Here is a 13,917-nt window from a genome sequence, read left to right on the forward strand (position 1 = left end):
CGCAATAAACCCCGGGGTCAGGGCGTTCGTCGCAAAACGCGCAGTGGATAACCCCGCCCGCAACAAAGTTATCCACAATTTCACTGAATAACCTTGTGGATAACTGGGGGTTTTGCCTTTCCAGTCAAGCACATCACCGGCCTGAGACGATTTCAGGCAAATGAGCGTTTGACTATGTCCCGATACGAAACAACACAGCGACGGAGGCTTTATGTCATACCGGATAGATGCGATGCGTCCCATCAAGGACAAACGGGCGGAGTTACAGGAAGCCGACGTGGCTCGCGAGGAAAAGCGCAAAGAAGATGACGCGCAGATCAATTCTGGCGCGGAAAAGTGGCGCTATCGGCCCGTGACGCCGCCGACGAAGGTGACTCGATAAGGCGTTTGGAATTGAGGCATCAAAATTGAAAAAGCCGCTAGTTTTAGCGGCTTTTTTGCGTTTATCTGCGGTTTATACAATGCGCATAAACAGGAGCGCATGCATGCGCCGCGGCGCTATTCCGGTACCGCGATATCCCCGTCCACCAGTTGCAGGCCGTAGGTTTGCGCGTATTGCTCCGCCGCTTGCGCGCTTTCGAAGAACGGCATGTCGGCGTGTCCCTGGAACGGATAGATCACCCGCGCGTCGCTCAGGCGCGTGATCTTGAGTGTCGGCACGGTGCCGCTCGAAGTGCGCCGCGACGACACGGCGACCAGGTAGTTGTCCCGGCCCGATCGCTCGACGGGGTTCGGCGGCGCCGCGCGTCGTGCGCGGGTCGAATCGGCCATCGATGCGCGACTCATAATCCGACGATCGACTGTCCGGCGATCATGCCGTCGATAACGCGTTCGGCGTGACTTGCGGATGCCATACGCGCATCGCCGGTGTTGCCGAACGGCGAGCCGCTCGGCACGCGAAACACGCGGCTGGTGGTCATCGAGCCGTCCGACCCGCGGCGGCAGATTTTCACGGATGCATCGAAACCCGCATCGTAATGACGCGAACCATTTGCGCCGCGCGGTTCGTGAGCATAGACCAGCGGATAAATCTCAAGACCGCGATAGCTTCTAATGATGTTGTTCATGGTAGTCGTCTCCGTTGAGTGACCTGCCATGCGAGAGCAATGGAGACGGCGCCGGCTTTACGCCGCACACGCTACAGCACTGCATTTTCCGCGGCAGGCGGACCTGCGACAGGCGCAGGGTGGGTCGGTACGCGCACACGACGGTCGTATCCATGGGATAGAACCAGCGGCTACGCGAAGTGACATGAAAGAAGGGATCCTGATCGACCCGGGGAGCGCAATGAGGCGAAGACTTGGGTGGTCGGCGCAAGCGCGCGATAGATCTACAAGCGGCTGACTCACTGTAGCACGAAAAGGGCCTGACAGCCCGGGACATTTGCAGCGCGCGGGCGTTTGCGGGGAAAACATGCTCGAGGCGCGACGCGGACTATTCCTTGAAGAAAGCAAATATTCTGCTTTCCTTAATAAAATGCCCGCCCGCTGGAACTGGGGACGCTCGCATCGATGGCTTAAAGATCGGCAAAGCCTCTTCCGCGATGCGCATTGTTGCGAAAAAATTCTCTTTGTAAATGCATAATCGGTTTGCCCGCTAACGGCCGGCAACGAGTCTCCTTCTGAGGGCGAAGAAAAATAATTTCGCCCGGCTGTCATCAAGCCGCCACACGTGCGACTAATGCCGGTTGAAGTCACCATTGGTGGGCGCAGCCATGCCGAACCCCAGTTTGCCCGGGCAGGAGCGGGCGAGAAAATGGACGCCCGAGCCGTATCGGGCGCCTCGAAAAACATCTACTCATGAATATCATCGACATGACCGAGCGCGGGGACAGGCGCGTCGCCCTTACTGGCCTGCCAGCAGCCGCGTCAATCCTGGACGCGCGGCACCGGAGGCTGGCATGACGCAGACGGCCGGCACCGCGTTCGACGATCCGATCTATCTGATGCACTTGCGGCGCGACCTGCTGCGCTTTGCGCGCCTGCAATTGCGCGACGCGGCCGCAGCCGAAGATGCGGTGCAGGAAGCGCTCGCGGCGGCATGGTCGCAGGCCGATCGCTTTGCCGCGCAGTCGGAGCACAAGACCTGGGTGTTCGGCATTCTGCGCCATAAGCTCGTCGATACCCTGCGCGCGCGCAAGCGGACCGTGAATCTCTCAGAACTGGATTCCGAACTCGAAGGTGAGGCAATACTCGACCGCGAGCTTTTCAAGGACAACGGACACTGGTCGCGCGAAGCGAAGCCGCGCCCGTGGCCAACGCCCGAGACCGCCTTACGTCAGCAGCAGTTCTGGCAACTCTTCGAGATCTGCCTCGAACATCTGCCGGAACATATCGGCCGCGTATTCATGATGCGAGAATTTCTCGACCTGGAAACCGACGAAATCTGCGCCGAATTGCAGCTGACCGCCAATCACTGCAGCGTGCTGATCTATCGCGCGCGCATTCGGCTGCGCACGTGCCTGACCGAGAAGGGCTTATCGAGAGAGGACGCGAATGGGGAAGTGTAAAAACATCACGCGCCTGCTATCGGACGCGCTCGACCGGCCGCTGAAGGCGGGCGAATGGGTCGCCATCGGCCTGCATCTGCCGACCTGCAGCGGTTGCCGCAATTATCGTAAGCATATCGGTCTGCTGCGGGCGGCGGCGCGCGCGATGAGCGGGCTCGACGACGCAGACGGGGACCGCGCGGAAGACTGATGCGGCGCCGCGACGGGTTATCGCTCGCTGGGCGGTATCGCGCGATACCGTTCGAGATAGGCGGCGTGGGCGGCCTCGTCGACATGCGCGGCATGTCGCTCCTGGCTGGCGGGATGTTTCGCGAGCATCGCGCGCGGACGCGTGGGCCGGTGCTGGAAATTGCCGCCGCAGTTCGGACAGACATTGCAAAGCGCGCTCGACGCGCAGACCTCGCAGAACGTGCATTCGTAGCTGCAGATCATGGCGTCGGGGGCGTGCGGCGGCAATGGCTTGCCGCATCGTTCACAGGACGGCCTCAGTTCCAGCATGGGCGCTCCGTATGGGATTCATGGCGGAAGGAGGTGCTTTCCAATGCACCTCCTTTCGGTACGAAGCAGTGTGCGCTTGCGGTGGGCGGGAGGTCTGCCAATCGGGCGTCAATGGCTGCCATGCAGCCGTGATGTTGCCGGGTCACATGCCGCAAGGATGTGAGGTCTTTCTATGGCTTCGATGCGGCGCGCGGCAGTCTCAGGTCAGGACACTCCACATTACGAGCGTGAGCGCGAGACCGACCACCGAGACGATCGTCTGCAGGACCGACCAGACCAGCACCGTCTGTTTCAGTTTCAGGCCGAAGTATTCGCGCACCATCCAGAAACCCGCGTCGTTCACGTGGCAGAAGAACACCGAGCCCGCGCCGATGGCCAGCGCCATCAGCGAATCATGGGTCGGGCTCAGGCCGATGACGACCGGCGCGACAATGCCGGCCGTCGTCGTCGTCGCAACCGTGGCCGAGCCGGTGGCCTGGCGCAGCGCGACGGCAATCAGCCACGCGAGCAAAATCAGCGGCATGTGCGCGCCCACGGCGATCTTGCCGACCGTCGTGCTGATGCCGGCCACCACCAGTGCCTGTTTGAGGCCGCCGCCCGCACCGATGGTCAGCAGCAGCGCGGCGATGGGGGGCAGACTCTTGCGCAGGATGCCGCCGACGCGATCACGTGGCATGCCGCGCGACCAGCCGAGCGCCACAATCGCAAACAGAACCGTTAGACCCAGCGCGACCAGCGGCTCGCCGAGGAAGTTGAGCGCGTCGAAGAGAAAGGTTTCTGGCTTGAGCAGCAATTTGGCAATCGTGCGACCCAGCATCATGATCACAGGCAACAGAATCGTGATCAGCGAAATGGCGAAGCTGGGCGGCTCGGCGGCGTCCTGTTGCGACGAGAACAGTTTGCCCATCTCTTCCGGTTCGACAACGTCCATGCGCTTCGCGAGCCAGATACCATAGACCGGTCCTGCCAGGATCACAGCGGGAATCGCGACGATCAACCCGAGCAGCAGCGTCAGGCCAAGGTCCGCGTGCAAGGCGCTGACGGCGATCAACGGACCCGGGTGAGGCGGCAGCAGTGCGTGCAGCGTCGTCATGCCAGCCAGTGCGGGAATCGCGATCAGCAGGATCGGCTGTTTGGAACGGCGCGCCATCACGAAGATGATCGGCACCATCATCACCAGACCCACTTCGAAGAACAACGGCAAGCCGACGATGATTGCGACCAGCGCCATCATCCACGGTAGCAGGCGCGGTGTGGAGTGCCTGAGGATCGTCGAGACGAGCCGGTCCGCCGCGCCGGACTCCGCCATTAGCGCGCCGAGCATCGCCCCTAGCGCAATGATGATCCCCACGTCGCCGAGCAGCGCCCCCGCGCCCTTGCTGAATGCGCTGGCTACCGCTTCGAGCGGTAAGCCCGCCGCAAACCCGGCGGCGAAGGTGCCGACCAGAATCGACAGGAACGGCGCCAGTTTTAGCACGCTGATGAAAACGATGATCAGCGCGAGCCCCAGCGCGCACGACAGAATGAGTCGAGTGTCGTGGGGCGACCACGGCGCGAGTGTTGTCGGTAAATGCACGATGTCCCTTTTGTGTGGATTGACGCTGCCGCGGCTACGCGTGGCTGACGGCGATTGTAGCGGGCCTCGCCGTAGGGCGCGTGACGACCCGGGCTCGAGCGGAAGAACCGTTGGCTGCGCGGGATGGACGGTCAGTCGAAAAGCGCTTTGATGCGCTCGGGCGGGCGGCCGATGACCGCGCGGCCGTTGCGGACGACGATTGGCCGTTGCATCAGGACAGGGCGCTTTTCGATGGCTTCGTATAGCTGGTCGTCGGAGAGGGTGGCATCGTCCAACCCCAGTTCCTTGTACGCGGGTTCAGTGTCACGGAGCATTTCGCGGACTGGGCCACCAAGCATGGCGTTCAAGGCCTTCAATTGCGCAGCCGACAACGGTTGCCGCAGGTATTCGATGACTTCAACAGGCTCGCCCGCGACGTTGCATGTGCCGGCGATCAACTCGCAGGCACCGCGCGATTTGGAGCAGCGGGGGTTATGGTAGATCGTGATCATTGGCGGGTTTGCGATGGGTGGAGATGGCAGGCGATTGTAGCGGCCAACCAGGGATCAAGCCGCACGTTCAGGCGGCGCGACTTAGGGGCGAGCCGACGCCGTTGGTATGGCATGTTGCCCCGCCATGGCGCATGGGTTTATGCGCATAAACCCGCGGCATGCGTGCGGCGCAACGGCGCCGGCGAGTGGTTCAATGGATCCCACCACGCCTTTGGTCCTCCGCACTCACGCTCGGCTCAATAGTCCGCCCGCTTTATGCGCATAAACCTTGGCCAAATGGCTAACGTGTCACATGTTTCCAGTAAAAGAGATTGAAATACAAAATCGCCAAGGTAAAATCCATCAGCGTCTAAAAAGAGAGGTGCAGATTGGCAGCAGAAATCATCGCGGTAACTCAACAGAAGGGCGGGGTCGGGAAGAGCACCATCGCGATGCACCTGGGCGCCGCATTTCACGAGAAGGGTAAGCGCGTCCTCGTCGTGGACGCAGACGGGCAAAACACCCTCGTCCACTGGACCAGCGCCTCGTCGGATAGCGAAAGCGGGATCCCGTTTCCGGTCGTCAACCTTTCCGAGTTCGGTGGCCAGATTCACCGCGAGATCAAGAAATTCGTGGGGGACTACGACATCATCGTCGTAGACTGTCCGCCCTCCATCACCGAGAAAGTTTCTGGCGTCGTCCTGCTCGCCGCGACCGTCGCCATTATCCCCACCTCTTCGTCGCCGGCTGATTATTGGTCCAGCGTCGGTCTGGTCAAGCTGATCCAGCAGGCCCAGGCCATGAACGAAGACCTGCGCGCCGTCTTTCTGCTTAATAAGACGGAAGAAAAGCGCATGCTGACGCGTGAACTGAAGCGCGCGCTCGAAGAGCTGGGGTTTCCGTTACTTAAGACCCAAATCCCGACCCGTGAAGCCTATAAACAGGCCATGGCCCTCGGGCAGACCGTGCTGCAGATGAACGACCGCGGCGCCAAGCTCGCCGCCGCCGAAATAAGGGCGTTTGCCGATGAGATCGCCGCCCTGCTCCCCTGAATTTATGCGCATAAAGGACACTGAATGAAACCCTCCCAATTCGCCAAAGGCTTTCAAGCACGTCCCGACACGACTAGCAGCGAAAAGCGAACCGCCCTCGATCGCCTCAATGCCATCGACGGGCTGGTACAGAATGCGCCGAAGACGGGCAACGTCGCCGGTCGTACCGCTCAGCCGGTTTCCGCCGCGACCGAAGCCGACACGGCCGAAACGCTCAATGAATCTGCCGCCTATCGCGCCTGGCGCATCGAACACGGCTATCGTCCGGGTCAGGTCATCGAACTCGCGCTGAAGGACATCAAACCGAGTCCGTTCAATCCGCGCCATTTCTACCTGAAGTCGTCAATCGCCGAACTCGCGGTCAATCTCGCGAAACAGGGGCAGCAGCAGGCGATCCATGTGATTCCCGATTACGACAATCCCGGCTCGTATTTCGTGAGCGACGGCGGCCGCCGCGTGCGCGCGCTCAAGGAAGCCAACAAGGAGTCGGTGAAGGCGATCGTCATTGATCTGCCGATCGGCATTCAAAGCTACAAGCTCGGCTATGACCTCAACGTCCAGCGTGACTCGCAGACGGTGTTTGATAACGCGGTCGTCTGGAAACGCTTTCTGGATGAGAAGTTCTTCCAGAGCCAGAAGGAACTGGCCGAGCATCTCGGCCTCGACGAATCCACGGTTGCCGTGGCGCTCTCGATTGCCAAGTTGCCCGAGGTGGTCATGCATGAAATGGTTGCGCGGACGGATCGCTTCGGCTCGAACATGGCCTACCAGGTCGGCCGCTATCACGCGGCTCGCGGCTCTGACTCCACGCTGCGCTTGATCAACAAGATTCTCTCCGACGATCTGAGCACGCGCCAGGTGGCCGACATCGTGAAGGGGCGGGCCAGCGCGCAGGAAAACGCCAAGCCGGCAGGGCGGCAACGCTACGCGCAGCGCCTCGAGATCAAAATGGATGGTGTGTCGGTCGGCGATCTGAAGTCTTACGGCGACGACCGCATCGAACTGCGGCTGAAGGGTCTGTCGAAAGAAAAACGCGACGACATCCTCAGGCAGATCGAACAGATGTTGCAGCAGAAGTAACCGGTGAGCGGGGCGCCTCCAACGGCGCTCCGCTCACGAGAACCAGCGGCCCATCAATAGAAACAGAAACGGCTCCGTCAGGCGGCGCGCGACTGGCTCAAGGTGAAAGCGAGCAGGTCCCCGTCGGTTGGCTCACCCCATGTCTTGCGGGCCAGCCAGTCGAAAAACGCCGTTTCGGTGATCTTCGATTCCAGACCGCGGCGGCGCCAGTCATCGCGCAGATGCGAACCCAGCCCCGGCAACTCGTCGTCCTCAAACGACCGACGCGCGATCTCCCGTTCCGACTCACCTTGCTCGTCATAGAGCGCGCGCGCTTCCTTGCGACGATAGGCGGAATACTCGCCAAGCAGACGTGCCTTGAGATCGTCCGCCGGCGCTGCGACAGCGGATTTGCCGGAAACGCCTGATACGAGCGCCTCGACCGGCGGCGCGTAACCCTTCTTCAGCGCGTCCTTGAACAGGGCGGGGGCACTGCGCACCGGAGGCAACGACGTGCTCCGCATGCGCTGCTCGGTCATCTGCAGCGCAGCGCGAATCCGGTTTTCCTCGCTATCCGCGTAAAGCGTCTGCGCTTCCTTGAGCGGAATGCCGATCTTGACCATCCGGTCGACGAGCGTGCTGTCGAAGACGTTTGGATGCTCGTCGAGCGCCAGCATCGGCTGCTTGCGCTCCGTCACGCGAAACTGGATTTCGGCGACACGCCGGCCTTCGCGATGCTCGATCAACTCGACGAAGATGTTGGTAACCGCGTTCACCTCGGCGATCGCCGGGCGCAGATAGTCGCGCTTGAAATACTTGTATTCGCGCTTGGCCTCGTCGCCCGCTTCCGTGTCAGGCGTGCCGGAAAGAATCGGCCGCCACCACTCCCACGATTCGCGCATGGTGAGATGACTCGGATTGGTGAGATAGCGCACGCAGATTTCGTACAGCGCAAGACCCGCGCTACTGCGCAATTGGCTCTGGAACTGCAGGCTCAGGCGCGCGTACTGCACGGGGTCGAGCAGCTTCTTTTTGATCTTGGGAGCAAACGAGAATTCGACCCACACGCGCCGTGTGGTCGGGTCTTCGAGAATTTCGGCGTCCGCGATCAGCGTCGAAATACCCCACTTGCGCCCAGGCTTCTGGCTCGAGGTGCCGGTACTCCATTCGACCTGCACCGACACCATCCGCCGCAGATGTTCCTTGACGAGCGCTGTGTCGTTCGAATCGAACGCCGAGTTAGCGACGATGTCCGAAAGCAGCGCGCGGTAGGTATCGCCGGACTCGTCAGCCTGCTGGGCGACCGCAAGCAAAACATTGAACAGCTTTCGGGTGAGAAGGGTGATCTTGCCGCTCTTGGGCTGAATCGCGATTGCCTCGACGGCTTTACGCAATTCGGCGGAGCTGGGGCTCACCACATCAGTCTTCTTCGCGCGCTTCGTGGCCATGCGTCGGGTCGAGGAGGGATTTGGCGAGAGCATACCGGCTGTGGTGAAGGGCGTCTATAGGGACCGTCTCACCATTCCCGGTGAAGTGAGTTTACGGACCGCGACTCACCTCGGCGCGATCCTGAAAAGGCTCACCTCTAGCATTCACCGCCATATCGGCCATGGCGTTGCGCGTCGCGGGCCAGGCGAAAACCGGCGTTTCCTGCACCGGTCACCAAAGGGAGGTTTTTGCTCCCGTATCGACTCACCCTAAAAATTCTCGCATATTCACGACCTGGTTCGCACTCCTGGGTGATTCGCCAAGGGTGGCCCTTTTCGGAAACCGAAGCATGACCGAAGCAGTCGAGTCGGCGGCCAGGGGCAAACCCTGGGATCCGGTGCCAGCAAGGGTTTGTGGGAAGTGCATTGATCGTATCGGACGCATCACGCCGCGCACGAAGTTGTTATGAGTCGGCCTGTTCGGCACGCTCCGCTGCGTCACGAAAGTCGAGGATGACACGCGGACTTTTTTCAGAAGCCGCAGGCTCACGGTGAGGCGCTTCAGCGCCTGCAGATGCACCGGTGGCACTTCGCTGCATCCCGACGACCGGATCGCCTGCAATTGGGTGGTGAGGTGCGATAGGCGGCGTAAACGCACCGCTCATGTTCCGAGCAGCGTTTCGGACTGGCCGCAACCGGCTCATTGCACGGTGAGGCGTCGCTGCACGCAGAAACGCACCGGTCGCATTGGGCAGCACTACCGGCTCAAGCGGGATCATCGTCCGAACCACAGAACACACCGCGCCAGTTGCACGGCGTTCACCTTCCTCCGTCGCATTCCATACCTATCCCTCGGCAATTCATGTCCCACCTGAAAGCAGCGCGGTACTTCCGGGAGCCTGTACTCCGAGGAAATTGGCTGGTACATCAAGACCTTGGAAGCAAGCACAGTTGAAGCGCGGAGCCTTTTACCGCATCGCCGCGAGCACGATGCAGCCCGCATCGGTAACGCGCCCTCGCGAACCGCCCCGGCTTAACTCACCCGCGATAGCCACGTCGGCGCAGGTCATTTCATCCCCCGGAAACCCTCACCTTTGCCGAAGCCGAAGCCGCGAAAACACGCGGCCCAGGTCGAAGCGCACACGCAATGAGCTGGAAAACACTCCCGTAAAACCTCACCTTTCACTGGAATGGCCCTTCGTTTTCGCACCCGCAGCGTGCCTATTCCCAACTCCCGAAAAGTCTCACCTATCTTCGCAGGCATGCAAATATTCATTTACTTCAGGTACTTAAACAAAACACATCGAGTATCGCTTGAAATAATGCATCCCGTAAAACCTCACCTCAACGAATGCATCGAACCGCAGGTCACCCGAACATCGCGCCTTGACTATCTCCCGGAAATCCTCACCGTTAGAAATTTTGCCGTCACGAATTCGCCTTCACCCATCAAGCCCAGTAGGGCATTTCACGTAAGTAATCGCCAACTTCTTCCCGAAAAGCCTCACCTGACATGATTTTTGGGATCCCGATCACTCCCGCAAACACTCACCTTAAGCACCAGCGGTGCGATTTTTGGCCAGGCGAGAGCGCCTCTCGGACATCTCCCGAATAACCTCACCTATCCGCGCCGGAGCCCTTCACCAGGTACATTGAGCGTCCAGATAATCCCGAAACCCGTTACGGACTCCCGAAAACGCTCACCTTAGATGCTCATATGCCCAAAAACCGGGCATAACCACCCTCGATCCCCCGTAAAGCCTCACCTTGTAGAGGCTTTTTCTCCCGCGTTGCCTCACCGAAGGCTTTTCGACTCCTCAATTCACCTCAAAAGAGCGTCTACAATGCCTCCCGAAAGCGCTCACCGCACCAATCGGGTGACGCGATGATCTTTTTTACGCCTGGCAGGGGCGCACGATCCGTCCGGTCCCGCAAAACCTCACCTTTGGCCGGTTGGTATTTTGTAAGCAGCTCCTGAACCCGCTCACTGAGCGTCCCGCAGCGCCTCACCATGGCCCCTGAACCCCATCACCGGACTGTCCTGCAAGTCCTCACCCAGTCTCCCGTAAAGTTTCACCTGACCCGGCTGAAACCCTTACCAGGTAACGGTCTGCCGTGGCGTTAACGTTTTTAATAAGGTTCAAGGGTGTTTACTTTTATTACTCTCAAGACTTTTTTACCCCGCGAGCCCTCCGGACCATCCCAAATCCACAACCCGCTCGCATTCCGTCCCGTGAAACAGTGACAATACGCTCGGAAACCCCGCAAATCGTTTTGCATACAATGACTTATAGACCATTCTTCGTTTTGTTTCACGGAAATGGCAGCGTCGATTACCACAGACGCGCCCGCATCGGCTGAATTGCGCTCTGTCCTGCATCAAGGCCTGTCATTCTCGTCACGCTGTAGCAATTACTACGTAATTTGTTATTATTCCTCGACGTACATCGGCATCGAGGACCCAATGACACTGGACGAAGAACGGCAAGCCATCAAGCAGGAACTGGAGTCGATGCGTGAAAACGGCGCTCGCCGGCAAGATTTATCGCTACATGCCTGCAAGCGTCTTTTCTTCGATCTGGGTATTCGCCCCTCCATGGCGGCCGTGCGGGATTTGACCCAAACCGGCAGCGCAAGCGATATCCCCAAGGACATCGACACCTTCTGGGAGCGAATTCGTAGCGCCTCCCGGGTCCGCGTCGGTGCCGGAACCATTCCGAAGGTACTTGAAGAACGAGCGGGCGAGTTGCTCGGCGCCTTATTCGAGGAAGCCATGGTGCATGCCCGCACCACCCTCGACAGTGAGCGCGAACAAATTCAGACGCAGATTTCCACGGCCGAACGCGAAACCCGCGAGGCCGAAATTCGCCGGCAGGCGTCGGAAGAAGCCATTCGCCGCAGCGATGCGCGAGCGGATGCGGCGTGGGAGCGCGTTCGCGCGCTCGAAGCGGAACTGGCGATGGCTAACACGCATGGCAGCATTCACCAGGATAGCTTGCAATCCAGCGTCCGCCGGCTTGAGGCTGAAAACGAAACGCTGCGCAAGCGTCTGGAGACCGAGCAATCGGGCAATGCCGCTTTGCGCGACCGCATCGATGCCCTGCACGTCGAATTGCGTCAGAGCACCGAGCACTATGCGCAGCAGATCAAGGATGCAGTGGCCGAGGCCGAGCGCCGCGTTAAACCCATGCTGGTCGAACTCGACTCGCTACGCAGCATGGCGGCGACCTATCAATCCGGCGTGCGCGACGCCAGTCGCAAGGAATTCGAATTCATCCAGCAAATCGCGGCGGCCAAAGCGCGCGGCGACCGGCTGGACTTGCAATTACGCGAGCAGTCGGACGAACTCGATGCGCTGACGAAAGAAGTCGCGGCGCTCCGCACCCAACAGGATGTCGACCCGGCCATTGCAGGTTTGTTGAGCGCGCTTGCACAGTCAGGTCGCCTGAACGGGGAGGAAATGGAGACGATTGGCACGCTCGCGGACGGCCACGTCCTGCTACCGTCGCGTTGTCCAAAATGCCAGGAAGGTGAACCGGAGCTATCCGAGGTCGATCACCGCTACGAACTGCAGTGTCCGGAGTGCGAGCATTCATCGGGGCCCGGTCACTCGCGGCTTGAGGCCGTCAGCCGGTTTCTGGCCTTCAAACCGGCTGCTTCGGCTGCGTAGTGGAACGGCCATTTGTCACTGCATGTCACCGCGTAGCCGGGCGTTGGCTAAAGGTGAGGTAATTCGGGATCGGAAAGGTGAGCCTTTGCGGGGAAATTTCCACACGCTTATTTCGCAGAAAGCCCGTCGCGCGGCGCCGGGCGATCCGATGCCCGACTGAAATCCGGCGCATCACTCACCGGGATTTCCCGCTGGATCTTGCTGCTCAACCCACGTTTTCCATGCACGATGCAGCCGGCTAGCCGAAACCGGTTGCATAAACCCCAGCCATTGCCCGACCAGATCCGGCGCGACACCTGTTTCGAACAGATCCGCAGCAAAGGTATTGCGCAGGGTTTGCGGACTGGCGCGCGATGCACGCGACTTGGCGAGCCCCGCCGCGTCGATCAGCGCGTCGACGGAACGCAGCATGGTGGCCTTGTGCATCGGCCGTCCAGAAGGCGATGCGGGAAACACGAGGGTTCCGGCCAGCTCGGACGCGCGCCGCTCCCCGAGCCACGCGTCCAGCGCCGCGACGGCGAAAGGCGATAGCCGCGTGCGTCGGGTCATCAATGGATTAGGTGACTCGATGACGACCCACGATGAACCGGCCATCACGCAACTAACCGTTAGCGCTCTCGCTTCGCCGGTTTTTAGGCCGCCACCGAGAAACACGGCAATCAACGCCCGATCGCGCCGTTCCCGCCAACGTTGCGCAGCGGATAGTTGGCTTACAGGTGAGAACAGATGCGCGACCAGTAAGGCGCGCTCGTGACTGGTCAGAAAACCGGTGGGTTCATTGTCGCGTGCATTGCGCCACGCCGCTTCGCCGTCCTGGGCGATAAACCGTGCGGGATTGGTCGACGCCAGTTCGATTTCGCGGACGTGATCGAGCACGCGTTCGATGAGCCTTAAATAGCGGACCCGTTGCGGTTTTCGGATGGCGAGCCCGGCGACAAAATCGGCGATTGTTCGCGTGTCGACGGTCATAAGATTAGTATGCCGAACTTTCAGCCAGTCGAGAAAGAGTCCCCACTGCGCCTGGTACACCTGAGCGGAAGACTGACGAAACTGTTGTTTGGCCAGCCACGCATCGAAGGCGATACGCGGATCGCGGCGCCAGTCTTCGCGTTCCTGATCGAACAGATCGGTCGCGGGAATGTTGCGGCCGGCGGAGCCGGACGAGCTGGGAGGGACCATTGTCTAGTTTACCGTTAGTTGCGTCTCATTGTAGGTGAGACGCAACCGGACCGCCAGGCGCGGCCGACCTCATCCGCCCCAGGCCCGTGCCCGTCGCGGCGCGCTTTGTCGTGGCGCCGTTTGAGCCGCGTTGCGATGCGCTTCTTCATACACGGCGACAGCAAACGCAAACACCGCCGGCAGCGCATTGGACGCGCCGAAATCCACTGCCTCGTCGGTTTCGGGATACGGAAGTGCCGAGGGGCGCTGAAAGAGTCCGAGCATCAGCGCGTCGTGACGGCTGGCGAAGCCGAGATCAGCAAGCGCTTCTGCCTCGATAGCGTGCAGAAGCCGCCAGGTGAGTGGAACTTGCTGCACGATATAACGCGCGGCGATGCTGCGGACGATGTGTTCGAGGTCGCGCGCCGCGGTCTGGAAGCGCAGCGCAGCCAGGCCGTGATCGGCGTGGTGGGTTGTCAGTTCGTTCATTTCGGCTCC

At 60.6% G+C, this 13,917-nt stretch carries 14 protein-coding genes; 6 read left to right on the plus strand and 8 right to left on the minus strand.

The genetic code is table 11. The features are described from left to right. The first annotated feature begins 211 nt into the window (after window positions 1-211). Window positions 212-382, plus strand: a complete 171-nt coding sequence (locus tag FQ755_RS37380; RefSeq protein ID WP_186308544.1) for a hypothetical protein — start codon at window positions 212-214, stop codon at window positions 380-382. A 116-nt stretch (window positions 383-498) separates the two neighbouring features. Here the strand turns inward: FQ755_RS37380 and FQ755_RS16285 are convergent, their stop codons facing one another. Together FQ755_RS16285 and FQ755_RS16290 are read right to left on the minus strand one after the other, a co-directional pair. Continuing rightward, complete coding sequence (locus FQ755_RS16285; protein ID WP_260858624.1) at window positions 499-771, minus strand: DUF6723 family protein; 273 nt, start codon at window positions 769-771, stop codon at window positions 499-501. Window positions 772-782: 11 nt separating this feature from the next. Next, window positions 783-1,067 carry a hypothetical protein gene (locus tag FQ755_RS16290; RefSeq protein WP_144155885.1) on the minus strand — a complete coding sequence of 95 codons (285 nt, stop codon included), beginning with the start codon at window positions 1,065-1,067 and terminating at the stop codon, window positions 783-785. Between the two features lie 833 nt (window positions 1,068-1,900). On the opposite strand from FQ755_RS16290, the gene FQ755_RS16295 reads away from it, so the two are divergent. Together FQ755_RS16295 and FQ755_RS16300 are read left to right on the plus strand one after the other, a co-directional pair. Beyond that, window positions 1,901-2,509, plus strand: a complete 609-nt coding sequence (locus FQ755_RS16295) for an RNA polymerase factor sigma-70 (RefSeq protein ID WP_144155886.1) — start codon at window positions 1,901-1,903, stop codon at window positions 2,507-2,509. Continuing rightward, window positions 2,496-2,699: a zf-HC2 domain-containing protein gene (locus FQ755_RS16300; RefSeq protein ID WP_144155887.1), complete on the plus strand. Its 204-nt coding sequence runs from the start codon at window positions 2,496-2,498 to the stop codon at window positions 2,697-2,699. Before FQ755_RS16295 ends, FQ755_RS16300 begins: the two co-directional genes overlap by 14 nt. Window positions 2,700-2,716: 17 nt before the next feature. Here the strand turns inward: FQ755_RS16300 and FQ755_RS16305 are convergent, their stop codons facing one another. The 3 genes from FQ755_RS16305 to arsC all read right to left on the minus strand — a co-directional run bounded on the left by FQ755_RS16305 (window position 2,717) and on the right by arsC (window position 5,074). Further along, the gene (locus FQ755_RS16305; RefSeq protein WP_144155888.1) at window positions 2,717-3,007 is read right to left on the minus strand and encodes a DUF1272 domain-containing protein; all 291 of its coding nucleotides are present in this window, start codon (window positions 3,005-3,007) and stop codon (window positions 2,717-2,719) included. Window positions 3,008-3,206: 199 nt separating this feature from the next. After that, window positions 3,207-4,583, minus strand: coding sequence for a gluconate:H+ symporter (locus tag FQ755_RS16310; RefSeq protein WP_144155889.1), 1,377 nt, complete (start codon window positions 4,581-4,583; stop codon window positions 3,207-3,209). Between the two features lie 131 nt (window positions 4,584-4,714). Next, on the minus strand, window positions 4,715-5,074 hold the full coding sequence (gene arsC, locus FQ755_RS16315; RefSeq protein ID WP_144155890.1) for an arsenate reductase (glutaredoxin): 360 nt from the start codon (window positions 5,072-5,074) through the stop codon (window positions 4,715-4,717). Window positions 5,075-5,442: 368 nt separating this feature from the next. On the opposite strand from arsC, the gene parA reads away from it, so the two are divergent. Then, window positions 5,443-6,105 (plus strand): ParA family partition ATPase, encoded by a 663-nt coding sequence (parA, locus tag FQ755_RS16320; RefSeq protein WP_144155891.1) that lies wholly within the window; start codon window positions 5,443-5,445, stop codon window positions 6,103-6,105. A gap of 24 nt (window positions 6,106-6,129) precedes the next feature. After that, complete coding sequence (locus tag FQ755_RS16325) at window positions 6,130-7,185, plus strand: ParB/RepB/Spo0J family partition protein (protein ID WP_144155892.1); 1,056 nt, start codon at window positions 6,130-6,132, stop codon at window positions 7,183-7,185. Window positions 7,186-7,262: 77 nt separating this feature from the next. Here FQ755_RS16325 and FQ755_RS16330 read toward each other — a convergent pair whose 3' ends face one another. Further along, window positions 7,263-8,612, minus strand: coding sequence for a replication initiation protein (locus FQ755_RS16330; RefSeq protein ID WP_144155893.1), 1,350 nt, complete (start codon window positions 8,610-8,612; stop codon window positions 7,263-7,265). A 2,443-nt stretch (window positions 8,613-11,055) separates the two neighbouring features. On the opposite strand from FQ755_RS16330, the gene FQ755_RS16335 reads away from it, so the two are divergent. After that, entirely contained in the window at window positions 11,056-12,261 is a 1,206-nt protein-coding gene (locus FQ755_RS16335) for a DNA-binding protein (RefSeq protein WP_144155894.1), read from the plus strand. Window positions 12,262-12,432: 171 nt separating this feature from the next. Here the strand turns inward: FQ755_RS16335 and FQ755_RS16340 are convergent, their stop codons facing one another. Then, a complete protein-coding gene (locus tag FQ755_RS16340) occupies window positions 12,433-13,440 on the minus strand; it encodes a tyrosine-type recombinase/integrase (protein ID WP_144155895.1) in 1,008 nt (335 codons plus the stop codon). A gap of 69 nt (window positions 13,441-13,509) precedes the next feature. Further along, a complete protein-coding gene (locus FQ755_RS16345; RefSeq protein ID WP_144155896.1) occupies window positions 13,510-13,908 on the minus strand; it encodes a DUF2471 family protein in 399 nt (132 codons plus the stop codon). Window positions 13,909-13,917: the final 9 nt, after the last annotated feature.

This window comes from Paraburkholderia sp. BCC1885 (assembly GCF_900996235.1).
In the GTDB taxonomy this organism is placed as follows: Bacteria; Pseudomonadota; Gammaproteobacteria; order Burkholderiales; family Burkholderiaceae; genus Paraburkholderia.

Coding starts and splice junctions, on each gene's coding strand:
- FQ755_RS16295 (WP_144155886.1), top strand. CDS start 1,901: ATGACGCAGACGGCCGGCACCGCGTTCGACGATCCGATCTATCTGATG.
- FQ755_RS16300 (WP_144155887.1), top strand. CDS start 2,496: ATGGGGAAGTGTAAAAACATCACGCGCCTGCTATCGGACGCGCTCGAC.
- FQ755_RS16290 (WP_144155885.1), bottom strand. CDS start 1,067: ATGAACAACATCATTAGAAGCTATCGCGGTCTTGAGATTTATCCGCTG.
- FQ755_RS16340 (WP_144155895.1), bottom strand. CDS start 13,440: ATGGTCCCTCCCAGCTCGTCCGGCTCCGCCGGCCGCAACATTCCCGCG.
- arsC (WP_144155890.1), bottom strand. CDS start 5,074: ATGATCACGATCTACCATAACCCCCGCTGCTCCAAATCGCGCGGTGCC.
- FQ755_RS16285 (WP_260858624.1), bottom strand. CDS start 771: ATGGCCGATTCGACCCGCGCACGACGCGCGGCGCCGCCGAACCCCGTC.
- FQ755_RS16335 (WP_144155894.1), top strand. CDS start 11,056: ATGACACTGGACGAAGAACGGCAAGCCATCAAGCAGGAACTGGAGTCG.
- FQ755_RS16330 (WP_144155893.1), bottom strand. CDS start 8,612: ATGGCCACGAAGCGCGCGAAGAAGACTGATGTGGTGAGCCCCAGCTCC.
- FQ755_RS16325 (WP_144155892.1), top strand. CDS start 6,130: ATGAAACCCTCCCAATTCGCCAAAGGCTTTCAAGCACGTCCCGACACG.
- FQ755_RS16305 (WP_144155888.1), bottom strand. CDS start 3,007: ATGCTGGAACTGAGGCCGTCCTGTGAACGATGCGGCAAGCCATTGCCG.
- FQ755_RS37380 (WP_186308544.1), top strand. CDS start 212: ATGTCATACCGGATAGATGCGATGCGTCCCATCAAGGACAAACGGGCG.
- FQ755_RS16345 (WP_144155896.1), bottom strand. CDS start 13,908: ATGAACGAACTGACAACCCACCACGCCGATCACGGCCTGGCTGCGCTG.